21 protein-coding genes are annotated in these 26,561 nt (G+C 42.5%); 19 read left to right on the top strand and 2 right to left on the bottom strand.

All coding sequences use genetic code 11. The features are described 5' to 3' along the window. Positions 1-252: 252 nt before the first annotated feature. From LYNGBM3L_RS19090 to LYNGBM3L_RS19000, 19 genes are all read left to right on the top strand, one after another. A complete protein-coding gene (locus LYNGBM3L_RS19090; protein WP_008186700.1) occupies positions 253-1,425 on the top strand; it encodes a glycosyltransferase family 4 protein in 1,173 nt (390 codons plus the stop codon). A 23-nt stretch (positions 1,426-1,448) separates the two neighbouring features. Then, entirely contained in the window at positions 1,449-3,644 is a 2,196-nt protein-coding gene (locus tag LYNGBM3L_RS19085) for a GumC family protein (RefSeq protein ID WP_008186697.1), read from the top strand. Further along, positions 3,631-5,097: an O-antigen ligase family protein gene (locus tag LYNGBM3L_RS19080; RefSeq protein WP_008186695.1), complete on the top strand. Its 1,467-nt coding sequence runs from the start codon at positions 3,631-3,633 to the stop codon at positions 5,095-5,097. Before LYNGBM3L_RS19085 ends, LYNGBM3L_RS19080 begins: the two co-directional genes overlap by 14 nt. A gap of 87 nt (positions 5,098-5,184) precedes the next feature. Beyond that, the gene (locus LYNGBM3L_RS19075; RefSeq protein WP_008186693.1) at positions 5,185-6,180 is read left to right on the top strand and encodes a class I SAM-dependent methyltransferase; all 996 of its coding nucleotides are present in this window, start codon (positions 5,185-5,187) and stop codon (positions 6,178-6,180) included. 181 nt (positions 6,181-6,361) lie between these two features. Beyond that, a complete protein-coding gene (locus LYNGBM3L_RS19070; protein WP_008186691.1) occupies positions 6,362-6,898 on the top strand; it encodes a serine acetyltransferase in 537 nt (178 codons plus the stop codon). 402 nt (positions 6,899-7,300) lie between these two features. Continuing rightward, the gene (locus LYNGBM3L_RS19065; RefSeq protein WP_008186689.1) at positions 7,301-8,425 is read left to right on the top strand and encodes a hypothetical protein; all 1,125 of its coding nucleotides are present in this window, start codon (positions 7,301-7,303) and stop codon (positions 8,423-8,425) included. Then, the gene (locus tag LYNGBM3L_RS19060; RefSeq protein WP_048815282.1) at positions 8,418-8,969 is read left to right on the top strand and encodes a hypothetical protein; all 552 of its coding nucleotides are present in this window, start codon (positions 8,418-8,420) and stop codon (positions 8,967-8,969) included. The genes LYNGBM3L_RS19065 and LYNGBM3L_RS19060 overlap by 8 nt, the downstream gene beginning before the upstream one ends. 42 nt (positions 8,970-9,011) lie before the next feature. Next, complete coding sequence (locus LYNGBM3L_RS19055) at positions 9,012-10,253, top strand: lipopolysaccharide biosynthesis protein (protein WP_008186685.1); 1,242 nt, start codon at positions 9,012-9,014, stop codon at positions 10,251-10,253. Positions 10,254-10,520: 267 nt separating this feature from the next. Further along, complete coding sequence (locus tag LYNGBM3L_RS19050; protein ID WP_008186684.1) at positions 10,521-11,588, top strand: acyltransferase family protein; 1,068 nt, start codon at positions 10,521-10,523, stop codon at positions 11,586-11,588. Positions 11,589-11,650: 62 nt separating this feature from the next. Further along, positions 11,651-12,835 (top strand): glycosyltransferase, encoded by a 1,185-nt coding sequence (locus LYNGBM3L_RS19045; protein WP_008186682.1) that lies wholly within the window; start codon positions 11,651-11,653, stop codon positions 12,833-12,835. Between the two features lie 163 nt (positions 12,836-12,998). Next, the gene (locus LYNGBM3L_RS19040; RefSeq protein WP_008186679.1) at positions 12,999-13,955 is read left to right on the top strand and encodes a glycosyltransferase family 2 protein; all 957 of its coding nucleotides are present in this window, start codon (positions 12,999-13,001) and stop codon (positions 13,953-13,955) included. A 132-nt stretch (positions 13,956-14,087) separates the two neighbouring features. Beyond that, a complete protein-coding gene (locus tag LYNGBM3L_RS19035) occupies positions 14,088-15,872 on the top strand; it encodes an ABC transporter ATP-binding protein (RefSeq protein ID WP_044493896.1) in 1,785 nt (594 codons plus the stop codon). 307 nt (positions 15,873-16,179) lie between these two features. After that, positions 16,180-17,823 (top strand): glycosyltransferase, encoded by a 1,644-nt coding sequence (locus tag LYNGBM3L_RS19030; RefSeq protein WP_008186673.1) that lies wholly within the window; start codon positions 16,180-16,182, stop codon positions 17,821-17,823. Next, the gene (locus LYNGBM3L_RS19025) at positions 17,820-18,557 is read left to right on the top strand and encodes a methyltransferase domain-containing protein (RefSeq protein WP_131827040.1); all 738 of its coding nucleotides are present in this window, start codon (positions 17,820-17,822) and stop codon (positions 18,555-18,557) included. The genes LYNGBM3L_RS19030 and LYNGBM3L_RS19025 overlap by 4 nt, the downstream gene beginning before the upstream one ends. Beyond that, positions 18,554-19,588 carry a polysaccharide deacetylase family protein gene (locus tag LYNGBM3L_RS19020; RefSeq protein WP_008186668.1) on the top strand — a complete coding sequence of 345 codons (1,035 nt, stop codon included), beginning with the start codon at positions 18,554-18,556 and terminating at the stop codon, positions 19,586-19,588. Before LYNGBM3L_RS19025 ends, LYNGBM3L_RS19020 begins: the two co-directional genes overlap by 4 nt. 2 nt (positions 19,589-19,590) lie before the next feature. Then, complete coding sequence (locus LYNGBM3L_RS19015) at positions 19,591-20,505, top strand: glycosyltransferase family 2 protein (RefSeq protein ID WP_044493912.1); 915 nt, start codon at positions 19,591-19,593, stop codon at positions 20,503-20,505. A 74-nt stretch (positions 20,506-20,579) separates the two neighbouring features. Then, positions 20,580-21,524, top strand: a complete 945-nt coding sequence (locus LYNGBM3L_RS19010; RefSeq protein ID WP_008186663.1) for a glycosyltransferase family 2 protein — start codon at positions 20,580-20,582, stop codon at positions 21,522-21,524. 142 nt (positions 21,525-21,666) lie between these two features. Further along, a complete protein-coding gene (locus LYNGBM3L_RS19005) occupies positions 21,667-22,623 on the top strand; it encodes an NAD-dependent epimerase/dehydratase family protein (RefSeq protein ID WP_008186661.1) in 957 nt (318 codons plus the stop codon). Between the two features lie 485 nt (positions 22,624-23,108). Beyond that, the gene (locus LYNGBM3L_RS19000; RefSeq protein ID WP_008186659.1) at positions 23,109-23,654 is read left to right on the top strand and encodes a peroxiredoxin family protein; all 546 of its coding nucleotides are present in this window, start codon (positions 23,109-23,111) and stop codon (positions 23,652-23,654) included. A 101-nt stretch (positions 23,655-23,755) separates the two neighbouring features. On the opposite strand, the gene LYNGBM3L_RS18995 is transcribed toward LYNGBM3L_RS19000, so the two are convergent. Next, positions 23,756-24,781 carry a DnaJ C-terminal domain-containing protein gene (locus LYNGBM3L_RS18995; protein ID WP_008186657.1) on the bottom strand — a complete coding sequence of 342 codons (1,026 nt, stop codon included), beginning with the start codon at positions 24,779-24,781 and terminating at the stop codon, positions 23,756-23,758. A gap of 422 nt (positions 24,782-25,203) precedes the next feature. After that, positions 25,204-26,493, bottom strand: a complete 1,290-nt coding sequence (locus LYNGBM3L_RS18990; protein WP_008186656.1) for a glucose-1-phosphate adenylyltransferase — start codon at positions 26,491-26,493, stop codon at positions 25,204-25,206. Positions 26,494-26,561: the final 68 nt, after the last annotated feature.

Below are 26,561 nucleotides of genomic sequence, written 5' to 3'. Positions count from 1 at the left end.
ACAGATGGTGCTACTTGAGGTGCTATCAGCTATCAGCTATTAGCTATCAGCGTGTCGCGTATCAGCCAAAGGCCTGTGGCCACGCTACACTGAACAGTTTATGCCCATAGCGCACGCTACACCGAACAGCTTTTGAATAAAATAAGCTGACGGCTGACGGCTGACGGCTGAATGCTTACCTTACATACTCAGGGTGTCATCACCACTTCATTAGTCTGCCGAAGAGTATTGTAAAAGAGAAAACTAGAACTCATGAAAATTGCTGTAATTGGAGCCAAAGGAGTACCTGTTAAGCAAGGTGGCATTGAACGTTACTGCACAGAACTCTATCCCAGAATCGTTGCCCAGGGTCATTCGGTAGATCTATTTGCACGGTCGTCCTACACCGAGTCTACCGGTTTTTCATCCTCTGACTACAAAGGTGTTCGAGTAATCTCTCTACCCTCGATACAATTCAGAGGAATAGATGCTTTGGCTAATGCTGCCCTGGCAGCGATTATCTCCAGTGGCAAACGCTACGACATCATTCATTTCCATGCCCTAGGTCCAGCTGTGTTCTCCTGGCTCTCCAGAATTGCCTCTTCTGCAAAAATTGTGGTTACCTGTCAGGGATTGGACTGGCAACGAGCCAAGTGGGGGAAATGGTCGAGTGGGTTAATTCGTTTGGGGGAGAGGAACGCGGTGTACTCTGCCCATGAGTTAGTGGTAGTGTCACAAGCACTCCAAAATTACTTTCTCAACACCTATAGCAAGAATACAGTCAATATTCCCAATGCTCCAGGGATTTACCCAGAGTCAGACCCCAAATTTTCCTATGGTACATTCCTAGGTCTAAACCCGGGGCGTTACATTCTGTTCTTGGGCAGGCTTGTACCCGAAAAACGACCTGATCTACTCATCAAAGCTTTCCAACGGCTCAAATCTAACGGTTGGAAACTGGTGATTGCTGGTGGTGATAGTGACACTCATAACTACATCGCCAACCTACATGACTTGGCAGGCACAAATCAAGACGTGTTATTCGTTGGTGAACTCTATGGAAGTCGCTTAGCCGAGATTGTTCGGGGCGCAGGGTTGTTTGTTCTGCCTTCGGATTTAGAAGGATTACCGCTGGTGATGCTAGAGGCAATGCAGGAAGGGATTCCAGTGCTCGCTAGTGATATCCCTCCCCATCAGCAATTGATTGGTGAACAACGAGGTCTACTGTTCCAAGCAGGAAACGTAGACTCTTGTGTCCAAGCTCTAGAGAGGGCGATCCGCCAACCTCAAGAGTTAGCGGACATGGCCAAGAAGGCACAAGACCATGTAGCCACTTACTATAACTGGGACAAAATTACTGCTGATAACTTGAGACTGTATCAAAAACTCTGTGCGTCGTCTGATCCCAAATTCAGTGTCACGCTCCCCTTTTTCAAGAACCAGTAAAACCACAGAGTTTCGTCAACGTTATGGACACCAGCCTTTCATCACTACCATTAGCCTTAAAGCGGCGGCTTTTGCCAGCCCTTGTTACCTTTACATCCGTAATTGGTGGAGCGATTGCCTATTTGGTTGTTACCCCACCAGTGTACCAAGTGAAAGCACGGCTGATGCTGGACAATAAAAAGGTGAGTGTATCTGAGTTGGGTGACAACCTCAGCCAAGTCCCTGCTAATACACCCGGTGGAGCTGACCCAATCGCAACTCAAGCAGAACTAGTGGGGTCAGAACGGCTTCTTCAGGGAGCACTTGACGAGATTGCTCTACTCGGCAGTTCACAAGAAGGACTGACCATAGACACACTCCGTGAGGATTTAAAGGTAAAAATTGTGCCTGCTACCAATATTCTTGAGCTGAGCTATCAGGGTCAAAATCCAGAATTGGTAACCACGGTGCTCAATGCTGTCGCCAACGCAATGGTTACTGAAAGTGCTGAAGGGATTCGTTCAGAAGCTAGAGCTGTGCGGGAATTTTTGGAGAAAGAAGTACCATTACGGCGTTTGGAGGTAGCAGCAGCAGAAGCAGCGTTAAACAAATTTAAACAGACCACTGGTTTAGTTTCTCCGGAGGAACAAACACAACTCTTAGTCAGGAGTTTAGCTACTTTAGAAGACCAAGAACGTGCTGTGTCTATTCAACTCCAAGATGCTAAAACCCGTAGCCAAGAACTCCAGACCATAACCAGTCTGAATAATACTCAGAATGCTTACATCGCTGGACGCATTGGTCAAGATCAAGAACTCCAAGCCTTACGAGCTCAGCTAGTAGAGTTGGATCGGGAGTTAGCCAAAATGCGATCGCGTCTAACTGATCAAAATCCAGCGATGATATCACTGGTTCAGGAGCGGTATGAACTCCTTACCCTCTACAATCAAAAACTTTCTCGTCTGTTACCGACTAATCAGTCCAATAATCAAATTATTGCCCCTGGTGATGTGGCCTCTGATCAGTTGAGCCAGGACTTTACCTCTAGATTTATTTTAGCTCAAACAGAACGGTCGGCACTGGAACAAAAGCTCTACCTGGTGCAGACTGAGCGCATTAAACTCCAGAATCGTCTTGGTCAAATACCAGTTCTACGGCAACCCTTTGCTAGCTTAGTTCGCCGACAAGAAGAAGCAATTGCCTCTCTTAAACTCCTCCAAAACAAACTGGAAGAAGCACGGATTGCAGAAGCCCAACTAGTTAGCAATATTCAAATTATTGAGCGGGCAAAACTTCCTTCATCACCCCAGGAACCCAATCCAAAAGTGGTGCTGGTGATAGCTACTGCTGCTGGAATTGCCCTAGCTGTCGGTATGGTGCTGCTGCTGGAGGTAATGGATAATACCCTACACGATGCCTCGGAAGCGGAGGCACTCCTGAAGCTGCCTAGGCTGGGGGTATTACCGAAGATACCTGCTCAGGCACTCAGTCTTGAGCAACCGAACCGATTCTTGGAAGATATGAGGTTAATGGAGCCTTACCGCCTGCTCCTGACAACCATGGAGTTGCGTGCTCAGAAGAGGTTACAGCTGATTGTGGTCAGCAGTGCTGTTTCCGGAGAAGGTAAGTCAGTGGTAGCTTCCCACTTGGGTGCGGTTTCAGTAAGATTTTCCCGGCGGACATTGATTATTGATGCCGACTGGCGTCACCCAATGCAGCACAATTTGTTTGGCTTACCCCCTAAGCCAAAGGTTACAGATGTAATTGACAGCAATCAAACCTGGCGGTCGGCGGTGCAACCCACAGCCATCGCAAACCTTTCGATTTTGACCTGTAGTGACCAGCCCTCTGGTTCGGCTACCTTCCTACAGTCACAGATGATCAAGTCTATTTTGGCAGCAGCCGCAGATCATTATGACCTAGTGATTGTAGACACGCCACCAGTTAGTAGTTTTGCTGATGCCCATATCTTGAGTCGGTATAGTGATGGGTTGGTGATAGTCACACGTCCCAACTTTACCCAGAAAGATATCCTACTACAGACAGTATCGGAATTGAAAGATAGTAGCACTCCCATACTGGGGTTTGTTGCCAATGGCATAAGCGATCGGACTCAACAGTACTATTTCGATTCCTTCGATAGTTACCAGCCTCAAGCCGAATTCAGGCAGACCCATGGCAAGGAAGCCAGTAACAATTGTGCTGTTGTATCCAAGGGGGTTGATCATGCAGATTCATAACCCCTGGCATCGTTCCTCTGCTCTGACCTTTTGGCTAGGACTGGCAGGTGTGCCGATTGGTCTAGCTGTTGGCTTACTCGCAGGTACTCAGCCGATTTTGCTTGGTTTAGGGTTGGTTGCAGTAGCGGTGGTGGTCTACTTCTTTGCCCGGTTTGAGCAAGCGGTACTGGGACTATTGATCTTGCGTAGCTGTCTCGATCCGTTTTCTGATCAACAGGTACCAGCAGCTTTTGCTATCGGACTCGACGGCTTGACTTTGCTTTATGTGACAGTGATGTTACTGAGGGGGCAAACTGTACGCACTGATAAGTTTTGGTGGTTCTTTGCTGGTTGGGTGATGCTACAAGGCTTGTGGGTGATACTTTTGCCTCTGGGAGGGCTGGGGCTAGATGCTTCGTTTTTGCTAGAAAGCATCCGTGAGTGGATACGTCTATTTTCTTGGCTGATGGTCTACTTGCTGGTAATGCAACTCAAGGACAGGCTTCCACCTAAGCAAGTTGTCTATGGGCTGTTTTGGGCTCTGCTCTTACCAGTTACAGTAGCGTTGCTCCAGATGTTTGTACCTTCGGTTTTACCTCCCATGTTTGCTGCTGATGGAGGTTATTCCGAAACACTAGATGAAGTATCTCGAATCAAAGGGACTATTGGTCACCCTAATGGCTTTGTAACCTGGTTATTGCTGTTCATGGGTCTGACCTATTGGAGGCTAACCCAGTCAAAGCCACGCTGGATCTGGATGCTATTGCTGGGTTTACTTAGCCTTGTGTATGTGAGTACTAAGGCTCTATTTGGTTTGATGATGCTTGGTACCTTTATTGTGGTTTTAATCGCCCCTAGATTGAGCATAGTGAACCTAATCGGTGGCATAGTCCTATTTGTCGGAATTATAGTTTTGTTTGGTAGTACGGAGTTTGGTCAAGAACGTCTCGGCTCAATCACTGAAACACCCTTAGGCAATCCAGACATCGATATTTGGCGTGCCATCCTCCTCTCCAAGGGAGACCATAACAGTTTCAATTGGCGAATTGCTCAGTGGCATTACCTACTACAGCAATGGCAACATTTTCCTATTCTCGGTTACGGTCTCGGAATTAGTGCTGATGTTAGTACCAATGGGCTGTATCCCCACAATGATTACATTCGAGCGCTGGTAGAAGGAGGAATCCTAGGACTGGTAACTTGGTTGGTCTTCCTCGGAGTTCAGGTTGGGCGTCTTGTTCAATTATTTCGACAGGCATCTCCTGGCAGTGGACAACGAAATCTGTGTTTAGCCATGTTGGCGGTTCTTCTGGCTGTACCTGTGGGGATGATTACCGAAAATATCTGGAGTCATACCACTCTCTTTTTCTACTGGTATACCTTGTTGGCAGTGGTGGGTTGGAATTGGGATGATCTGCCGCCTTCAGAAAGTCACGCACCGGTTAGTCCTCCTGCACGGCTTACACCTTTTTGATCAGGGTAACTCTAGCTTTTATAGGAGTGACGCGAATTATTTCACTCACGAAATAGTTGAGACTTTAACCAATAGCAATACAACACCATGACTAATCAAAACATCATAAATAATGCTGAAATTAACTTATCATCAAGTACTCAAGACTTGCTTTGCTGTCCCTGTTGCTTGTCTAGTTTAGAATCAATAAAAAATCAGTTGAGATGTACAAATTATCAATGCCAAAAAAATTATCCTGTTGTTCAGGATAAACCAATTTTGATCAATGAATCATCTAGTATATTTAAGATTAAAAACTTTCTAAATCCCGAAAATGCTGATCTTAACCCAAAACCAAAATTAGAAAGAATTGCCATCAATTTGATTCCTAGCATTATCCTGAATTTGAAAGGTAAGAGGAATTACAAAAAATTCACAGAACTTCTGCTCAAGCAGACTGATAGTCCTAAAGTACTGATAATTGGAGGTAGTGTGATTGGTCAAGGTATGGAAGAGCTGTTATCAGTACCTGCCATTGAAATTATCGAAAGTGATGTTGCTTATGATTCCCGTATAGCAGTAATTTTTGACTCCCACAATATTCCTTTTAAAGACAATTCATTTGATGGAGTCATAATCCAAGCTGTCCTTGAACATGTTGTAGATCCATCCCGTTGTGTTGAAGAAATTCATCGAGTGCTCAAAAAAGATGGTTTAGTTTATTCAGAAACTCCGTTTATGCAACAAGTACACCTAGGAAGATATGATTTTACTCGCTTCACTCACTTAGGACATCGTCGTTTATTCCGCAAATTTGAAGAAATTTGTAGTGGTGCTGTCTGTGGACCAGGAATGGCATTAGCCTGGTCATATCAATACTTTCTTTTAAGTTTTGTTAAGACACCTATGGCAAGAAGTTTGATTAAGGTTATTGCCAGACTGACATCTTTTTGGTTGAAATATTTCGACTACTATCTAATTGATAAATCGGGGACATTTGATTCGGCATCAGGTTTTTACTTTATGGGCAAAAAGAGTGAAAAAATTCTTGACGACACAGAACTAATAACTCTCTACAGAGGAACACAAGCCAGTTCTTTCTAACTAGCTTCGCTACGCGGAAGTTTGAAGTATGAAGTTAGTTAATATCCAATAGTTTTCCTGATGGATACTGGTTATTTTTTTTGTAGCTATGCAATAGTATTTGGGTGCATTTCAAAGTTTTAATTTTATAAATTAGTGAAATATACTAGGATTTAAATATTATTTTATAATGCCAAAAATAATGAATAATATCAGTAATTATTTACTACAAGATTGGCAAGTTAATTACTATGAGTCTAACTTGAAGGCTCGGTTCATTTTATTGATGTTTCGTTCAACACATTTGCTTGGTAAATTACCTGCACCTTTTTCATTTTTATCGATTTTTTATCGTTTACTTTACCAAGTATTAGTAGAATGTATATTAGGAATTGAATTGCCTTGGGATACTCAGATTGGAGCTAATACTAAGCTTTTGCATGGCATAGGTTTGGTGGTAAATCATGAAACTGTTATTGGCGCAAATTGTACCTTAAGACACTCAACCACTATTGGAAATAAACAATTACCAGATGGTTCCTATAGCGGTTGCCCAAAAATTGGCAATAATGTAGATATCGGCTCCAATGTGGTGATTATTGGTGCGATTACCATTGGAGATAATGCTGTAATTGGTGCTGGTTCTGTAGTTGTAAAGGATGTTCCTGAGAGTTCTGTAGTTGTAGGAAACCCGGCAAGAGTTATTCGTAAACTTTGTAAAAAAAAAGTTAATTTATAAAAAATAGTATCAGTATTAAATAACTAAAGTATCGCTAATTTTTAAGCATAATATCTAGAGCCATAGCTATGGTTATGCCAAGCTCAACTTAGCTTGGAAATCTCTGCAGAAGGTTAATAGTGATTACCGACAGACAAATCATTATCGTCAGCAAGCCCTTCTACACTATCCTAAGCTGCGCTTCTCTCTAGACTTTATCCGTTTGAGTTTTGCGATCGCACTGATGCAGTTCTTCCGATCTCACAGCTAAAGCAGATTGCTAGAGGTAGATTACAGTCTGCGTCGGCGTCTATCAAGTGTTGCTCGATAGCTACCCATCTCCCCTTTCTCCTGCTCCTGATTATGCTCTTCAAATCTAGGAAATTCAGTCGGAAATTCAGATGGTATGTAGTAATAGTTCTGGTGCTGGTAACGATAACTATCAGTATCGGTTTAGCTAACTATTTTAAACCGAACCAATCTATTACTGCTAATACCACTACTTCTGCCGCTAATGCCAACACTCCTACCACTCGTGACCCCTGGTTATGGCCTTTTTCTCAGGACTCAATCTGGAACATGCCCATCGGCAGTAATGCTGAGTATAAACCAGCTAATTTGCCGCGATCGGCTCGCTCCACTATAGATGTCGATCTTTTATTTATTATTCCTGCTAGTAGCCCACTGCGACCGTTGTATGACCCTGATAGTTGGACTAAGCGTTGTAGCGGAACTACAACCTATGAAAACTTATCTATCCCCATTCCTGATGATTTAATTGTTCCTGATGCCATTAACACTCTCGTTAGGTATTCCACTCCCAATAATGCTGCCGCCTTGCTACAGCCTGACGGTCGTACTATCATCCAGCTAGAACCAATGGCTCGCTGTCAAAACGGTGGTCCGGTATATGGCTATCACTGGCCGAAAAAAGATTTGGATCTATACAGTCAAGGTATTGCCGGAGGTCATCTTGGTTCTGGATTGTCCTCTTTAGGAGGAGCAATACGCAAGGGAGAATTAATTGGTAGCGAACCGATTCGTCATGTTTTAAAACTAGAGCTTTGGGAAAAATATATCTATTACAATCCCCAAAGTTCTACACCAGGATACCGTTGGCCTGCAGATAGGGCAGATTCAGCTGCTCCAAAGATATATAAAGGTGAAGACCCTCAACTGGTAATGGGTTCTCTGTTAGCAATTCCGCCGGAGGTAAGTGAAAAGAGCCTAGGTCTAACTACCCCAGCAGGGAAAAAGCTGTTTCATGCTCTCCAAGACTACGGTGCTTATCAAGTAGATGTCACAGGTAGAGACGCTTATGCTTTAGCAGCAGAACAGGGGGTTGAAGAAGAATTTAAAGCCACCTACGGTTACGGTTTAACGGCTAGAGCGCCCACTAATAATCCCTTTTACCAAGACTTTATGAAGCTTGTTCAAGCCTTACATATTGTTACTAACAATGGACCAGACACTGTCGGGGGAGGTGGTCAACTTAGAGAACCTTTAGCTCCAACCTTAGCTAAAACCGCAGACTCAAACAGTGACTAAAAAACTAGCTAGTACGGTTAGACGCCTATTGATTTCCATCTTAGGCGATGGTAAGTTCCATGCTGACTCACACCAACCACGAGTGCGTTTCCGTAGTTTAGTTTGCAATATGAGTCGGTGCTACCCAGTTTTCAGATTAATTCATAGCAGTCTCCTAAAGAAGACTTTGTCTTTAGGCAACTACGGTCATGCCGATGAAGTTTTACTAGCAATACTAGCTCTGTTGGGACGGTTCTATGACATTCCTGAATACCTGTTGTTTTACAGCAGACATCCGAAACAATCAGTGCAGGTGTACAGCAAGAATGGTGAGAATGATGACTATGAGTACCCTCAATGGTGGTACCCGGCAAACCAAGAAAAGATTATGTTTCCAAGATGGAAAATATTTAGTGAGTATTGCCGCGCCATATCCCAGGCTCAAGTAAGCTTATCTGACCGATTTGGCTGCTACTTTGATGCTCTAAATTACCTGAGAGGGAGTTGGATCTATTTGGTCAAAGAAGTGATTAGACCAGTAAGTCAATTTTGCCATCTTGAATAAAACTATCCTTGACTAGATAAAACTTACAGTACAGACCACCCAATGCTAATTAATAAGTTCAAGCAACTATCATCGGGCGAATTTATTCGCAATGCTGGTTGGATGGGAATAGCAGAGCTAGTCAATCGTCTCTCCCGTCTAGCTACAACAGTTACTTTAGCTCGTATGTTTACTCCTCAAGATTACGGACTGGTATCTGCTATTTATACCACCTTTGAATTTGGCAATGTTCTAATCCTCAGAGCTGGTACAGAATCCAAAATTATTCAGGCTAGTGAACAAGAGCTAGAAGCTGTATGCAATACATCCTACTGGCTTAATTGGATTTTTGGTGGTTTGATGTTTGTTATCCAATGTATTGCTGCCTTTCCCATTGCTAAATTTTATGGCAATAACCAAATAATTTTGCCCATAATCACTATCGCATTGATCTACCTAATGATGCCATTGTTTATAGTTCAATCTGCAATGATTAGGCGAGATAATCGACTAAAAGTTACAGCTTTTGCTAATGCCTGCCAGGCGATAATCGGCAATATCATAACTGTAATATTAGCTATATTAGGCATGGGAGTATGGGCTGCAGTTTGGGCAATGGTTTTATCGACTCCGGTGCATATTTTGATTAATTACCGACATCATCCTTGGCGAGCACCTACATCCTTAAAGCTTCATAATTGGCAGTCAGTCCTTAGTTTCAGCTGCAAAATCCTTGGGGTTGAGTTACTCGAAAAGGTTAGGTCAAATCTCGACTACTTACTCGTTGGTGGCTTTCTAGGTGTTGAGGCACTGGGACTATATTTCTTTGCCTTCAATGCTGGCTTGGGAATTAGCCAAAATGTCATCAAATTATTTACTTCCTCTGTATTTCCTTATCTTTGTGCAGTCAGAGAAAATTTAACCCAACTTAAGAACCGGTATTTTAGTAGTCTGAAAACCACTGCTATCATTGTATTGCCCCTCATTCTGCTCCAGGCAAGTCTAGCTCCCCTCTACGTACCAATTGTTTTTGGACAGAAGTGGGTAGTGGCAATTCCAATTTTGATACTTATTTGTCTTTCGGCTCTGCCCCTTGCTCTTACTAATACTACAACTGAGCTCCTCAATGCTGTCGGTAAAACTAAGCTAAATCTTTATTGGAATTTGATTTATACTGTAATCTTTTCTAGTTGCTTACTCCTAGCTGTTAACTGGGGAATTGTTTGGGTGGCTCGTGCAGTACTCATTTGTCAATTGCTGACGCCTATTTTCACTATTTGGGCTATTAGATATGTCTTTAAATAAAAACTATATAACTTAAAGATTAATCTTAAATATTGCTCCGGTAGAGGTTGAAGCTCCACTAAGGTTATATAGCGCTACGCGCAAGTCATAAGTCATAATTCAGAAGTAAGCTATGATTAAGTTTCGGAGTTTATGAATGTCATAACTTGAAGGCTTAGTGCTATATATAGCGTTAATTTATATATTTAAAATATCCTATAATAGCCTATCAAAATACTTAGCATATTCACAATTGATAACCAGTAATAATTCAGGAAAAATTTTATAATGTCAAAATCTAAACAATTAAAACTTATACAAGTTTTTCGTGGAATAGCTGCATTACTCGTAGTACTTGTTCATGGCGATCTCATATTTAATCAAAATCTAAATCGAGATTTTTTATTTGATATATTTGCTTTTGGGGGTTCTGGAGTAGATTTTTTTTTCGTTTTGAGTGGATTTATTATCTTTTATATTCATAAAAAAGATATTCAAAACCCTTCCAGGCTTAAATCTTTTGTTCTGAAAAGACTTGTTAGGATATACCCAATTTACTGGGTAGTATTAACAGGCAAATTAATAGCATCATTTATGTTTGATTATTCGAGTACGCATCAAGGTAATTTTGGTGAAATAATAAAAGCCTTTATTCTTTTTCCTCAAGACAGGGAAATACTTTCTTCAAGTTTTATTGGAGTTAGTTGGACATTAACTTTTGAAGTATTTTTTTATATTTTATTTAGTTTTTTGATATGGGTTAAACCCAAACTATTGGTGCCATCAATTACCGTTTGGATATTAGCAACATTATTAACATTTTTTGGCTTCATAAGCTTTCCTGAAGATCAGGCTACTATCCAGCTTGTTTTTAATGAACTTAATTTGGAATTTATTCTGGGCTGCTTAGCTGCTTATATTTTATCTAGACATAAAATTAATCATGGTTTATACTTGATTTGTTTAGGGTGTTTCTTATATACTATATCTGCCATCAATACCAATTACGGTCTTGTGAGCGTTTCAGATGTTATTGCCTTCGGTATACCTTCAACAATACTTATAATTGGCTCAGTATCTCTAGAATTAAGCAAAAATATTGACGTTAATCCCCTTCTTATGATTTTAGGAGACGCATCTTATTCTATTTATTTAATACACGGTTTTGTCATGAATAATTCAACGAAAATATTAGTAAATAATCTTGGACTAAAGATATTCCTTGCCAATTCAATAACCTTAAGTATATTTGCTATTTTTAATGCAGTTATAGCTGTAGCAGTAGGGTGTATTGTATATTTTTATATTGAAAAGCCCATTATTTCAAGGTTGAGACCACTCCTAGTGAAGAATTAAATAAACTATCCAATTTTAAAGAGGTTGATTTTGACCACATCAACTGTTTTTATCCTTACTTTATGGAAACTATGCCTCCAAAGCGATTTGGGTCTCCTTTAGAGCCTCAAATGCCCACGAAAACTAAACGCTCCTACAAAGTTGCCATAGTCCATCCCAGTGCAGGAGTCAACTGGAGTGGTGGCACCGAAAACTTTGCGATCGAGCTTACTCACCATCTAAGCCCGTATTTCGAGGTGGAATTGTTAGCAGGGGCTCCCTGTAGTCCTTTTTACTATCCTGCTGGTGGCATCCCTCGTACAAAAGCTCGTCAGATCTTACGTAATCCTCTGGTTAACTCAGTGTTCAGGAGCGTCTCTACTCACCCTGATATGGTCATTGAACACTTGAGTAGTTTTATTCCCTGTGCAATGCGACTGCTAAGGAAGCCAGCCGACTTAATCTTTCCTTGCAATGACTATGGCGGTTTGGCCATGGCAGCTTTTGTAAGAGCACTGATTGGCACACCCATTCTGTTTAAAGCACACACTGGTTTGACTGGCGGTGGACAATCACTGGCGCGAAGCCTGCGATTTTGTCCCAATCATCTGGTGGTTTTCTCTGAGACCATGGCTGACTTTGTTGATAAACAGCGTCCTAATCAGCCTGTCACAATTATTCCCAACGGCGTAGATATGGATCGATTCAAGCCAGAGGGAAATCAGATCGACCTAGGTTTGAACAAGCCGATTGTGTTGTGTGTTGCTTCTTTAAATCATAACGATCACAAACGGGTTGAACTGACAATTCGAGCGATCGCAAAGCTTCCCTATGGGAGTCTTCTGATTTGTGGCGATGGACCTGACCGTGAATATTTTCAAGCATTAGGTGAGGAATTGTTGGGAGCTAATCGCTTTGCCATACAGACCTTTCCCTTCAATCAAATGCCTGAGGTTTATCGGTATGGGAATCTATTTACCCTCCCTTCTATCGATGAACCATTTGCCAATGCTTACCTACAAGCAATGTCTAGCGGCTTAGGAGTTGTTACTACTGATGATGAGATTCGTCGCTATATGATTGGCGATGCTGGTATTGTGTGTGATGTCACCAATCCAGATGTTTATGCTGGAGCGATCGCACAGGCTTTGAGCAAAGATTGGAAAACTAAGGCTAGAAAGAATGGGATGCGTTTTAGCTGGGACATGGTTGCTCTACGCTATCGTGATTTAATTATGCAAATGATTAGTCAGTCTAGTCTTGACTAGATTAAATAGTTAAATATTTGCTACTTTTTCCAAAATATTATGAGCATAATTTTCCAGTTTAATGTTGCATTTAACCACAATTAATCTGTCCTATTATTGTTTCGAGTTAATATTAACTTTAGCAAAATAGTTTGATTAAATAACTTGATTAATGAACTTGACTATGCCAAAAGTTACTGTTGTTATTCCAGCATATAATGGGATGGAATACCTCCCGAAAACAGTGGAGAGTGTTTTAGCGCAAACCCTTGCTGACTTTGAGTTACTGATTATCAACGATGGTAGTTCAGACCACATTGTTGAATGGGCATCTCAAATAGCAGACCCCCGAGTCAAACTGATTTCCCAGGAAAATCAGGGGGTGTCTGTAGCACGAAATACAGGCATCGCCCAGGCTCAAGGAAAATATATAGCCTTCTTAGATGCAGATGATTTATGGAAGCCAACTAAACTTGAAAAACAGGTAAGCTGTTTAGAAGAATATCCAGAGGCAGGTCTAGTCTATACCTGGACCGCTCTAGTTGATCAACAAGGTAAACCCACAAACAGCATTATAGCTTTCCATCAACAAGGAAATGTCTGGGAGCAAATTCTGGTGGTTAACATGATTGGCAATGGCAGCTCAGCTATGGTTCGTCGGAGTTGCTTTGACACTGTCGGAATGTTCGACCCCAACTTATCCAGCGCTGCTGATCGAGATATGTGGATTCGGATTGCAGCTCAGTATCTATTTGCGGTGGTCAAAGAACCCTTAACTCTTTGGCGACAGCATGCCAGTAGCATGTCTAAAAGGCGTGAGAAAATGATCCAGGATTCACGTCAGGCCATAGAAAAAAATTTCCAATCTGTTCCCTCTGATTTGTTGTACTTGCGTAACCGGAGTTATAGCTACTTAAATCTCTACCAGGCTTGGAATTCAGTAGATCAGGGAAACTACAAAGAAGCAATGCATTTCCGTAGACAAGCTTTTTTGCACTATCCACAAATGCGCTATTCACAGAGCTATATCCGCCTGAGTTTAGCAATTATGTTAATCCGCTGGTTTGGACCTCATGGCTACGACGGCGTGCGATCGCTTACCCAAGCCCTGCGTCAACTAGCGTTGGGTATTTCAACTTAATCTTTTCTGTAATCGAAGACGAATTGCTAAAACCTTGATAAGACAATAACACGCTAAATTATTCCCTGTTCCCTATTCCCTATTCTCTATTCCCTCTTCCCTGCGCACAGCGCTTAGGATTAACAAGAAAGCATGAATCAAATCAGAATATTATCGCCATTGCTTAAATTTTATCCTTGGGTTTTTCCATTAATTATTACCTTAGGCGTATTCTCTTCTTTGGCAGAAGGATTTAGTATTAGTTTATTTATTCCTCTTCTGGAAAGTTCTGGCAATCTAGGATCTCAAGCCTTCCAAAATAGCTTGATTTTAAATAATATTGAGCAACTCGTTATTAATTTTCCAAGCCAAGCTCGGATTTTTTTTATTGCTTTTTCTATCTTCATAATACTTTTTATAAAGAACTCCATTGTTTATATAAATAGTAGTTTAGTGTCTTGGCTTTACCTCAGGATTAACCATCGGTTGCGTTCCAGTGTTTTTAACCAGCTTCTGAAAGTCAGCTATTCTTTTTTAGAAAGGAATCAATCGGGAAAGTTACTTGACACACTTAGTGATCAAACCTGGCGGAGTTGTGAGGCTCTATCGCACTTTTTTAACCTGATAATTAATGTTTGCAGCATTTCTGTATTTGTAATTCTGTTACTGTTAATATCGTGGCAACTCACCCTTTTAGTTGCTGCTGGATTGGTACTCATTTCCCTGAGTATAAAGTTTGTGACACGCTCGGTAAATGACAGAGGTAAACAAGTTTTACAGGCTAATTCTGCCCTTGCTTGCCTGATGTTGGAAGGGTTTTCTGGAATGAAGGTGATTCGGGCTTTTGGCCATGAATCCTATGAGCAGAAGCGTTTTGATCTGGCATCAAAGCACTTAAGTAATACTTTGCTAAAGATTCAGCTTTTCGCTAAAGTTGTGAATCCCCTTTCTGAAGTCCTCTCTACAATTCTACTTCTATGCATTCTAGTTATTGCACTGCTTCAGAACCAAGCTACCCTACCGAGCTTACTAACGTTTCTATTTATGCTCTATCGTCTACAACCCCACGTGAAGCAGTTAGATAGTGCCCGTGTGGAACTTGCTGCGTTGACAAGTGCTGTAGAGGACGTCATGTATCTTTTGGATCCCTCTGATAAACCTTATATTCACTCTGGTAACACTCCTTTTAAAGGTCTCAGACAAGAAATCTCTTTTCAATCTGTTACCTTTCACTACAACCCCTCGGAAAAACCTGCACTTAAGAATATTTCAATTGCTATCCCACAAGGTAAAACCATTGCCTTAGTAGGTTCTTCAGGTGCGGGTAAATCGACAATTATTGGCTTAATTTACCGTTTTTATGACCCTACAGAGGGAGAGATTTATATAGATGGTTATCCCTTGCAACAGCTGAATCTAGCTGACTGGCGCAGCCGAATTGCCCTGGTTAGTCAGGAGATTCATATGTTTAGTACAACAGTACGGGAAAACATTGCCTATGGTCGGTTGGATGCTACAGAAGACGAAATTAGAACAGCAGCCAAACTTGCCCATGCCCATGAATTTATCAGTGAATTACCTGAAGGTTATGATACCAAGGTAGGAGACCGAGGAATTCGACTCTCAGGAGGTCAGCGACAGCGTATCGCCTTGGCTCGTGCTATCGTCCGCGACCCAGAAATTCTGATTCTCGATGAGGCAACTAATGCTCTCGATAGTGTTTCCGAGAACTTAATCCAAGAGGCGCTAAATAATCTTAGTCAAAATCGAACGGTGATTGTTATTGCCCATCGCCTATCCACCATTGAACAAGCTGATCAGATCTTGGTGTTGAAGCAGGGACAAGTCATCGAACATGGGAAGTTTCAGGATTTATTGAAGCTCAATGGATTCTTTGCTGAACTCTATCGCTTGCAAAATCGCCATGTCCACATTTGATAAAACTAAGTCAGCTCTCTATTTCCTATAGCGGTTTCTAGCCTAATGAGGTACACAAGTTTTTTTCCCTGTTCACTGTTTCCTATTCCCTCTTCCATCTTATCTGTTCCCTGTTCCCATATCCGCTGTTCCCTAAAACCAGGTACTCTGTACCTCAGCAAAGTGAAAACCGCTATAGATCATTAATGGGACATTGACTTGATTGGGATAAAACTAAGATGGATAAGAATAAGATCTGTCCTGAATTAATGAGTTTTTTTAGTAAAAAATATTATATTAATCGATAAATATTTTATAAATTAATGAGATGAATAGCAAACCATTAGTTTCTGGAATTACGATCTTCTTAAACGCTGAAAAGTTCATTGAAGAAGCCATAGAAAGTGTACTTGCGCAAACCTATGACCATTGGGAACTGCTGCTGGTAGACGACGGATCCACCGATAACAGCACTGCCATTGCCCAACGGTATGTGGAAAAATATCCTGACCAGATACGTTATCTAGAACACCAATATCACGAAAATCGCGGCATGAGTGCCTCCCGTAATTTGGGTATTCGTAATGCTAAAGGTAAGTACATTGCTTTCCTTGATGCTGATGATATCTGGCTACCCCAGAAACTGCAAAAACAGATAGGAATTTTGGAGTCTCATCCAGAGGCTGCTATGGTTTATGGAAATACTTTGTATTGGCACAGCTGGACTGGCCATTCTGAAGACAGTCAGCGGGACTACATGCCAGAACTGGGAGTTCAACTCAATACTCTGATTCAGCCACCAACCCTACTTAAATTCTTGATACAAGGTGGAGGCGCTGCCCCCTGTATCTGTAGCTTTCTGGTAAAACGGCAGATTGTCGAAGAGGTTGGTGGCTTTGAAGAGACATTCCGAGGTCTTTATGAAGATCAGGTCTTTTTATCCAAAATATTCCTGAAAACCCCTGTGTTTGTGGAAAGTGGATGTTGGGAAAAGTATCGTCAGCATAAACATTCTATTTGTTATACCTCCCAAGACACAAAAAAAGAATATACGGCTCGTAAGACTTTCTTGAATTGGTTAAAGGAATATCTGTCTAAAGGAAGCCTCAAAAACCCTCAACTTTGGTCTGCTCTACAAAAGGAGCTATGGGGATATAATCATCCAACCTTGCAGTATTTGACAAATCGTATTCGATATTCTTTAAAACCTATGAAAAAACAGTTGAAAGCACAATTGCAACCAATAGCAAAGCTAACATTGCCTGCCGCTACATACCGTTGGTTATACGATATATTCCATGGTCGTCTACCAGTAGGATCGGTAAATTTTGGCAGCCTGCGGCGGGTTACACCTATCAGTCGGGAGTTTGGCTATGACCGTGGTCTCCCCATAGATCGCTACTACATAGAAAATTTCCTTGGTCACCGCAGTAAGGACATCCAAGGACGAGTATTAGAAATTGGAGAAAACACCTACACCTGTCGTTTCGGAGGAGACCAGGTCACAAAAAGCGATGTACTGCACGTCGTGGAAGGCAATCCCCAAGCCACCTTTGTGGGAGACTTAACCAACGCTGATCACATCCCGTCAGAGGCTTTCGACTGCGTCATCCTGACACAAACCCTACACCTAATCTACGACATGCGGACAGCTTTAGGCACACTCCACCGAATCCTTAAGCCTGGTGGAGTTTTGCTGGTCACTTTTCCGGGAATTAGCCAAATCGTTAAATGCGATTGGGGTGATGACTGGTGTTGGGCCTTGACCTCTCAATCAGCAGGCTTGCTATTTGAAGAACTATTTCCGAAAACAAACGTTCAAGTTGAAGCCCATGGCAATGTACTGGCAGCGATCGCATTTTTGCAGGGACTAGCCATGGAGGAGTTGAGCCAGAAAGAACTTGATTACCGAGACCGCGAGTATCAAGTCTTAATTACAGTCAGGGCAGTGAAAGGGGAGGTGACATCATGACTATAAGGGAGCTTGGCAGATGGCCTATTTCTCTATACCGCTGGCTACGAGAAATATGCCACGGTCGCCCACCAGTAGGATGGGTAAACCTTGGTAGCCTCGGACGAGTCAAGCCGATCAGCTCTGACTTCGGTCTAGACCGGGGTTTACCTATGGACCGATATTATATTGAGCATTTTCTTGGCCGTCATGCTCAGGATATTAAAGGACACGTACTAGAGATTAAGGAACCTCTCTACACTCACAAATTCGGTGGCGATCGCGTCACCCAGAGTGACGTGCTTCATGTGGAAGAGGGTAATCCCCAAGCCACGATTGTGGCAGATTTAACCAAGGCTGACCATCTACCATCCGACACCTTCGACTGCATTATCCTAACTCAAACCCTCCCATTCATCTACGATGTGCCAGCCGCCCTCAAAACCCTCCACCGCATTCTCAAACCCAGCGGTGTCCTACTGGCCACGGTTCCAGGCATCACCCAAATCAGCTGTGATGATATGAATCGCTGGGGTCAATACTGGAGTTTCACTACTCTCTCAACTCAGCGGCTTTTTAAAGAAGCCTTTGGAGAAACCCCAGTGCAAGTTGAAGCCCAAGGCAATGTATTGAGTGCGATCGCATTTCTGCACGGCTTGGTAACTGAGGAATTGCCCCAGGCACAACTCAACTATCACGACCCTAACTACCAGGTCTTAATTACGGCTAGAGTCGTCAAGGAGCTGAAACCATGAGCATAGGCAAGGTCAGTAGGAAATTGGAACAGACAGCCTGGCGGCTCAAAAATAAAATTTTGCCAGGTGTGCTGATCTTAATGTACCACCGTGTGGCTGAAGTAGATTCAGACCCTTGGTCTCTATGTGTAACCCCAGAGCATTTTGCTGAACATCTAGAGGTTTTACGAAAACATCACTACCCTCTGAGTCTACAGCAATTGACACAAACAATTCGCGATCACCAGACTATAAAGCGGTCAGTTGTTATCACTTTTGACGACGGCTATGCTGATAATTTTTACAATGCTAAACCATTGTTGAAACGCTATGACATTCCCGCAACAGTTTTTGTAACAACTGGAGGAATTGGCCATAGGCGTGAATTCTGGTGGGATGAACTAGATAGACTATTACTACAACCTGGTATATTACCGGAAATACTTCAGTTAAATATCAACGGCAGTACCTACACATGGGAATTAGGCGAAGCCGCCTATTACAGTCAGGCTGATTATCACTTTTATCGCCATTGGAGTGCTTCAGGTATAGAAGATCCCAGCCTTCGCCATACCCTCTATCGCTCCCTTTATGAACTGCTATATCCTTTATCTAGCCACAAGCGAGAAAAGGTGCTAGAGGCAATCAGGGTGTGGGCTAATGCTGAACCAATTGGTCGCTCGACCCATCGCTCTATGTCTCGTGAGGAACTGTTGGATCTCGAAGAAGGGGGACTGATTGAAGTCGGGGCTCACACAGTAACCCACCCATTTCTTTCTAAACTTCCAGTAGCTTTGCAGCAGGATGAAATCGAACAAAGCAAACACTATATTGAGGAAATCCTAGGGCATCCAGTTACCAGTTTTTCCTATCCCCATGGGGATTACACTGCTGACACTATCTCCATTATCCAAGAAGCTGGATTTACCTGCGCCTGTTGTAGTGTTGTTGACCGGGTTCAGGAACATAGCAACTCTTTTCTGTTGCCTCGTGTTGAGGTTCAGGATTGGGACGGGAAAACCTTTGATCGTTGGTTGTCAAGATGGCTTTAATTATGAGTAACAAACCACTAGTTTCCACTATCATCATTTTCTTAAACCCTGAACCATTTATTCAAGAAACCATTGAGAGTGTTTTTGCTCAAACTTACGACAACTGGGAACTACTCCTGGTCGATGATGGTTCCACTGATGGTAGTACAGAAATAGCCTTGCAGTATGCTCGGAAATATCCGGAAAAGGTGCGCTATCTGGAACACGAGGGTCACCAAAATCGCGGCATGAGTGCCACCCGCAATCTGGGTATCCGCCATGCCAAAGGTGAATATATTGCTTTTTTAGATGCTGATGACATTTGGTTACCAAATACCTTGGCAGAGCAAGTTGTTCTCTTGAATGCTCATCCCGACGCTGCCATGGTCTACGGACCAATTCAATGGTGGTATAGCTGGACTGGAAATCCTGAAGACCAAGAACGGGATCACGTGGAAAAGGTTCGTGTGCCGACCGATACCCTGATCAATCCACCAAGGCTGTTTCGTCTTTTATTAAAACGCCGGATTAGCATATCGGGGATGTTGTTGCGACGTCAGATTGTAGAAGATGTTGGTGGTTTTGAGGAAAACTTCCGAGGTCTTTATGAAGATCAGGTCTTTTGCAGCAAGATCTGTCTCCATGCACCGGTTTTTCCAGTTACCAATTGTTGGTACAAGTATCGACAGCACCCGAACAACTGCTGTTCTATTGCAGAAAAAACCGGCAAAGAGTATGTTGCACGTCTATTTTATTTGAATTGGGTAGGACAGTACTTATCTGAACATAAAATCAAAGATATCAAAGTCTGGTGCGTATTCATCAAGGAACTATTACTAGCTATGAATCCCACTGTGTATTCTTTGTCGTCCAAGTCTAGGAGGTATTTCGGGTGGAAGCTCAAACAAAGACTATTCAGTATATTGAAAACGGTTTAAAAATTTTTGGAACTCAGGTCATCAATCTTGTCCATTAACGGAAAGTAAATAAACTTGAATATAAGTAAGATCAAATGAGTCACAAACCACTGGTTTCTGGTATTATGATCTTCTTAAATGCTGAGAAGTTCATTGAAGAAGCCATTCAGAGCGTATTTGCCCAGACCTATAACAACTGGGAATTGCTGCTGGTAGACGATGGCTCCACCGACAACAGCACAGCAATTGCCCAACGGTATGCCCAACAATACCCGGAAAAGGTAAGCTATCTAGAACACAAGGGTCACCAGAATCGCGGCATGAGTGCCACACGCAATCTAGGCATCCACAATGCCAAAGGGGACTACATTGCCTTCTTAGATGCTGACGATATTTGGTTACCACAGAAACTGGAAAAGCAACTAGCAATTTTTAGTTCACAACCAGAAGCAGATGTAGTTTGTGGTCTAACTAAATTTTGGTATAGCTGGACCGAGAAGCCTCAGGATATTGATCGGGACTTGATGCGAGAAATTGCTCCTGACTACGATACTTTGTTTGACTCCCCCAGGCTGCTCACCCTCTTGCTGGAGAGTCAAGCTAGAACCCCCGCCACTTGTAGCGTTTTGATCCGGCGAACACTATTTGATATTACAGGTGGGTTTGAAGAAAGCTTCCAGGGAATGTACGAAGATCAAGCCTTTTTCGCGAAGGTATATCTCAAAGCCGCTGTATTTGTCACTAGTGACTGTTGGGATTGGTATAGACAGCATTCTAATAACTGCTGTTCTATGGCAGAGCAAGCAGGAAAATACACTCCTGGTCATCTGAATCCAGCACATCTGACCTTCTTGAACTGGCTATCAAAATATTTATCTCAACAAGGGGTCAAAGATACTGAACTCTGGGATGCTCTCCAAAAGAGACTCTGGTCTTATAAGCATCCTATCTTATACTATCTTTCACGACCTAAGCTTCTGGTGAGATTAATAGCACAGCGGACATTACCTGTAACAGTTCGCCATTGGTTTCAGATTTAAGACAAGGTGATCAAGAGTACTTATTGGAGCTCATTTTGATTAGTAAATTCTACACTAATTAGGCAAATAAAAATAACTTATTTAATCTTTAATTAGTAACCGATTACATCGTTAACCATTACTTAGTAAAAAATAAAAAATCATGCATTTCATTGTCACTGGCGGAGCCGGTTTTATTGGCTCTCATCTTACCGAACAACTTCTATCAGAAGGTCATCAGATCACAGTAGTTGATAACCTTGCCACTGGTAGTCTACAAAACCTACCTAAGCATCCTAATCTCAAATTCCTGCAAAAAGACATATCCACTTGTAAACCAGAAGATTTTATAACTAAATTTACAAATAAAATTGATGGCATTGCCCATTTAGCAGCCACCCCCTCCGTTACAGCATCATGGCTGCAACCTCTAGAGGCTCATCACAATAATCTTTCGGCAACGATTGCTGTTATTGAACTTTGTAAAACCTTAAACATTCCTAAACTAGTCTTTGCCAGCTCAGCCGCTGTATATGGCAATCCCACACAAGTACCCATTTCAGAAAATCAACAGACTTCTCCTATTTCTCCCTATGGCTTACAAAAACTGGTGAGCGAGCAATATGCCAGTTTATTTGCCAAACAAATAGATTTTTCATTTGTGGGATTACGATTTTTTAATGTATTTGGTCCTCGACAAGTACCTAACTCCCCATACTCCGGTGTAATTTCTATCTTTGTTAATGCCATGCAGCACAGTTTACCGATAACTATTTACGGAGATGGGACTCAAACACGAGACTTTATCTATGTCAAAGATGTTGCCAGGGCTTTTGCCAAAGCTTTAACAACACCCCTAGAATCAGGCTCATGCTTAATTTGTAACTTAGGCACCGGAAAATCTACTTCTTTACTTCAGCTAGTTGATAGTCTAAAAACTTGCTTTCCTCAGTGGAAATCAGAAACTAAATTTGCCCCTCCCCGTCCTGGAGATATTAAACATTCCCAAGCGGATATTTCAATCGCATCTTCCTGTTTAGATTTTACAGCTCAGTGGTCAGTAGAGTCAGGTTTACAGCGTTTAATCGAATCATTAAAATTAAGTCCGGTTAATCACTGATGTGATTTCTTATTCTCAAGGGGTGACCAGCGTTGATCTCCATCGCTTCCCCCTCTTTCCCCTTTTCCGGTCTGTGTAATCAAATTAGTCACTTAATTCATGCTTTCCCTGAACTAACTACAGTTGAGGGTGCCTATCGGTAAACTATAACAGTGACTATAAACTATTCCGATACTTTTTAGCTACCAAAGTCTACCAAGATAGACCTTGGCCCGCCAATGCAAGATGCTTGCGCATCCAGGGGGTATCTCCCAAAGCTCTCAGGAATATCCCGCGAGCGCCATAAAAATGTCAAAACGTTCGTTCCACGGTAGGTCGAGAGCGCAACTATTAAACCCTTGGTTTTCGGCTTTAATTTAAGTTACATAATAATCCCTGTCGGTGTTACCCTAATTTAAGTCTAACAAATAATAAAAGTTTTTGGTAGACTCTGCGACATTTTCTCTAGCTGTTTACTAACCCTGTCCAGGAGAATTGAACCCCTGATGCTCACAGACCTTAACTTTAGTGGCTTAATCAATCAGCGCTTCTTCCACAATTTTGTGCCTGTACCAGCAACTAACGCGCTACAACTCGGAGCAAGGACTCCTGATTTTGAGCTACCAGATATTACCAATAACCGTCAGACCAAATTATCGGATTATCAGGGCAAACAACCGGTCATCTTGGCATTCACCCGCATTTTCACAGAAAAGCATTACTGTCCCCTGTGCTTCCCTCACATCAAAAACATCAATGAGAACTACCAACGTTTCACTGAGAAAGGGGTTGAGGTGTTAATGATTACGAGTACAGATATCAAGCAAAGCCAACAAGTTGTTAACGATCTCAGTTTACAAATGCCACTGCTGAGCGACCCCAACTGTAGAACCTTTCGCGCCTATAACCTTGGTCAAGCACTTGGTGCTCCCCTACCTGGCCAATTTCTTTTAGATCAGCTAGGAAAACTCCGCTTTCAACATCTATTTTCTTTCCTAAATTCAAATGCCGAAGTAGAAACACTCCTAAATGCCATCGACACCCTCTTATGAGGTACCTTCAATTGTCTTACCCCTACTGCCTACTGCCTACTCCCTACTCCCATTAACCCAGCAGGAAAGTCTATCACCCAATTGAGCACTGCTAGATATAATCACAGTCGAACTTGGGACAAATGACTGCGGGGATTGAAGCGGCGACTTTCACGGATTTTTTCATAGTACTCCCGCTCCTGATTGGTGAGGTTTTTCGGAGTTACTATCGTAATTCGCACTAACTGATCACTACGTCCACCCTTAGGTAAAGACCAGCCTTTACCCCGTAGTCGCAGAGATTGACCAGAACGAATACCAGCAGGAATATTCATACTCACAGAGCCATCTGGAGTTGGTACTTCGATTGACCCACCCAAAACCGCTTCATCTGGTGTGATTGGCACTTCGCAAACTAGATTCTCACCATCGAACTCAAAGAAAGAGTGAGATTTGAGTTCTACTTTCAAATACAAATCTCCCTTTTGCCCATTCAGGGGGTTGACCTGACCCTTGCCTCGCACCCGAATACGACTACCGGGTTTGGCACCAGGGGGAATCCTGACAGTTATAGTTTCATTACCTAGGCTGAAACGTTTTTGGACACCATTAAAGGCTTCAGACCAACTGAGGCTAATGGTTGCTTCCCGGTCAGCACTTGCTCCCGTAGTGTTGTTAAAGCCTGACGTGCTGCTATAGCCACCAAAACCACCAAAATCATTAAACCCATTAGAGCTAGAAGTACTTGTACTGTAGGAGTAGCTATGACTACTTCTGCCAGCACCACCGGGCGCACCAGTGCTAAAGCGACCCAGCAATTCATTAATGAACTCGTCAAAGCTGCCGTACTGGCTAAAATCAAAGCCACCAACATCAACACCGACTCCACTACCACCAGACCATCCTTGTCCCGCTTGCTTCCAGTACTGACCAAATTGATCGTATTTCTTCCGTTTGTCCGAGTCAGATAACACTTCGTAGGCTTCATTGACTTCCTTAAAGCGAGCCTCGGCTTGTTTGTCACCAGGATTCAGGTCTGGGTGGTACTTCCGGGCCAAACGCCGGAAGGACTTTTTAATGTGATCAGCACTAGCAGTTTTGCTGACTCCTAGGATGGAGTAATAGTCTTTGAAGTCGGTCGCAGCCATCAAGAGTGTCTCCTAATCGTCTAAGATCGTAAGGGGTCAGTTATTGCCGATTATGGTTTATCTACCTCAACGCCAGGGTAACAAAGGTTTCAAGTAAACTTAGTTCGGTTCTTCCTCACTGGTGCGATCGCAATTTCCGTACATGGTAATACTCTGTCAAGGGTGTTTTGAGGGTTAGGGCAAGGTCTTAGGTAGCAAGGTCTTAGGCTAATGGCTAATGGTTAATGGTGAATGGTTTTAGTAGTTAATGCCTAGCCTAAGGGTGTCTAATCCCTAATCCTTAGGGTAAGCCTGTCTAAAGTAAGCGTGTAAGGGCTGACGGCTGACCGCTAAGGGCTGTTCGCGTAGCGTGCGCGTAGCGCATATGCTTACAGCGCGCCTAATTTTGATATGGATTAACTTACCCTTTCCATCCCATAGGACTAAATCACGGCTCCATGGGGAATTACTGCATTTTTGAGCACTACAACAATGCCATTACGAATATAAAATCCCTCACTTTCGCAGTTGGCCTCTTCTACACGATCCTTGTTAAAGATTTTGACATTGTTACCGATACAAGCATTTTTATCGATAATTGCACGACGAATAACGGTATCCTTACCAATCCCTAAAGTCACTTGGCCTTGTTCTTGGGCTGAGAGACGTTCTGTTAAAGATTGATAGTAGTCAGCCCCCATAATTAAAGTGTCCTCGATAACTGTTCCAGCTTCCACTCGCGATCGCAATCCCAATACCGAGTTATTAATGCGGCAGTCTTTGAGAATACACCCTTCCCCAATTATTGACTCTGTTACCCGACAGTCTAAAAGCTTTGAGGGCGGTAGATAACGGGCGCGGGTGTAAATCGGAGCATCTTCCTGATAAAAGCTAAACGATGGTGATGGTTGACGAGTCAGGGATAAGTTAGCATTGTAGAATGCCTCAATAGTGCCGATATCTTGCCAATAATCATTAAATAAATAAGCTTGAATGTTATACTTTGGCATCGAGGCTGGGATAACTTCGTTACCAAAGTCTGTGTGTTCAGAATTAGCTTCGAGCACTTCTTTCATCACTGCTTTACTAAAAACATAAATTCCCATAGAAGCAATGTAAGGACTATTTCTGGCTTCTTCTGGTGTAAGTCCAAGCACAGTAGTATCCACTTGCATTTGTTTGAGCAATTCCCCTGTGGGTTTCTCCCGAAAGTCAATCACTTTGCCCCGATCATTAATTTGCATCAAGCCAAAGCTAGATGCCCGTGTCTCATCAATAGGTACAACCGAGAGAGTAATATCCGCTCCAGTGTCCCGGTGACGTTGGACAAATAAGCGATAGTCCATCCGGTAGAGGTGGTCTCCTGATAGAATTAGGTATTCATCAACATCCCAGCCATTAAATAACCATAGATACTGACGAACTGCATCTGCTGTTCCCTGAAACCAGCTTGGGTTTTCCGCAGTTTTTTGGGCTGGTAGAATTTCAACAAACCCTTCTGTGAAGCCAGAGAAATTATAGGCACGGGTAATGTGGCGATTGAGAGATGCTGAGTTAAATTGGGTTAGGACATAGATTTTGTAAATCTCAGAATTAATGCAGTTACTGACAGGAATATCGATCAAGCGGTATTTACCTGCCAATGACACTGCTGGTTTAGCACGGGGCTTGGTTAGTGGATATAAGCGGCTTCCTGCGCCACCACCGAGAATGATTCCTAAAACTTTTTTCACAAAACACCTCTGAAATGCTCATGCCTGAACAACTCCAGTCTCTGATGGGTGTGGGGCAGTTTTCAAGG

The sequence above is a fragment of the Moorena producens 3L genome (genome assembly GCF_000211815.1).
Classification (GTDB): domain Bacteria; phylum Cyanobacteriota; class Cyanobacteriia; order Cyanobacteriales; family Coleofasciculaceae; genus Moorena; species Moorena producens.
Note: the sequence above shows the minus strand (reverse complement) of the source record. Positions and strands in the feature narration are given on the sequence as shown.

What these genes read in the sequence shown, in the direction of transcription:
- LYNGBM3L_RS19090 (WP_008186700.1), top strand. Translation starts at nt 253, where the DNA reads ATGAAAATTGCTGTAATTGGAGCCAAAGGAGTACCTGTTAAGCAAGGT.
- LYNGBM3L_RS19085 (WP_008186697.1), top strand. Translation starts at nt 1,449, where the DNA reads ATGGACACCAGCCTTTCATCACTACCATTAGCCTTAAAGCGGCGGCTT.
- LYNGBM3L_RS19080 (WP_008186695.1), top strand. Translation starts at nt 3,631, where the DNA reads ATGCAGATTCATAACCCCTGGCATCGTTCCTCTGCTCTGACCTTTTGG.
- LYNGBM3L_RS19075 (WP_008186693.1), top strand. Translation starts at nt 5,185, where the DNA reads ATGACTAATCAAAACATCATAAATAATGCTGAAATTAACTTATCATCA.
- LYNGBM3L_RS19070 (WP_008186691.1), top strand. Translation starts at nt 6,362, where the DNA reads ATGAATAATATCAGTAATTATTTACTACAAGATTGGCAAGTTAATTAC.
- LYNGBM3L_RS19055 (WP_008186685.1), top strand. Translation starts at nt 9,012, where the DNA reads ATGCTAATTAATAAGTTCAAGCAACTATCATCGGGCGAATTTATTCGC.
- LYNGBM3L_RS19050 (WP_008186684.1), top strand. Translation starts at nt 10,521, where the DNA reads ATGTCAAAATCTAAACAATTAAAACTTATACAAGTTTTTCGTGGAATA.
- LYNGBM3L_RS19045 (WP_008186682.1), top strand. Translation starts at nt 11,651, where the DNA reads ATGGAAACTATGCCTCCAAAGCGATTTGGGTCTCCTTTAGAGCCTCAA.
- LYNGBM3L_RS19040 (WP_008186679.1), top strand. Translation starts at nt 12,999, where the DNA reads ATGCCAAAAGTTACTGTTGTTATTCCAGCATATAATGGGATGGAATAC.
- LYNGBM3L_RS19035 (WP_044493896.1), top strand. Translation starts at nt 14,088, where the DNA reads ATGAATCAAATCAGAATATTATCGCCATTGCTTAAATTTTATCCTTGG.
- LYNGBM3L_RS19030 (WP_008186673.1), top strand. Translation starts at nt 16,180, where the DNA reads ATGAATAGCAAACCATTAGTTTCTGGAATTACGATCTTCTTAAACGCT.
- LYNGBM3L_RS19025 (WP_131827040.1), top strand. Translation starts at nt 17,820, where the DNA reads ATGACTATAAGGGAGCTTGGCAGATGGCCTATTTCTCTATACCGCTGG.
- LYNGBM3L_RS19020 (WP_008186668.1), top strand. Translation starts at nt 18,554, where the DNA reads ATGAGCATAGGCAAGGTCAGTAGGAAATTGGAACAGACAGCCTGGCGG.
- LYNGBM3L_RS19015 (WP_044493912.1), top strand. Translation starts at nt 19,591, where the DNA reads ATGAGTAACAAACCACTAGTTTCCACTATCATCATTTTCTTAAACCCT.
- LYNGBM3L_RS19010 (WP_008186663.1), top strand. Translation starts at nt 20,580, where the DNA reads ATGAGTCACAAACCACTGGTTTCTGGTATTATGATCTTCTTAAATGCT.
- LYNGBM3L_RS19005 (WP_008186661.1), top strand. Translation starts at nt 21,667, where the DNA reads ATGCATTTCATTGTCACTGGCGGAGCCGGTTTTATTGGCTCTCATCTT.
- LYNGBM3L_RS19000 (WP_008186659.1), top strand. Translation starts at nt 23,109, where the DNA reads ATGCTCACAGACCTTAACTTTAGTGGCTTAATCAATCAGCGCTTCTTC.
- LYNGBM3L_RS18995 (WP_008186657.1), bottom strand. Translation starts at nt 24,781, where the DNA reads ATGGCTGCGACCGACTTCAAAGACTATTACTCCATCCTAGGAGTCAGC.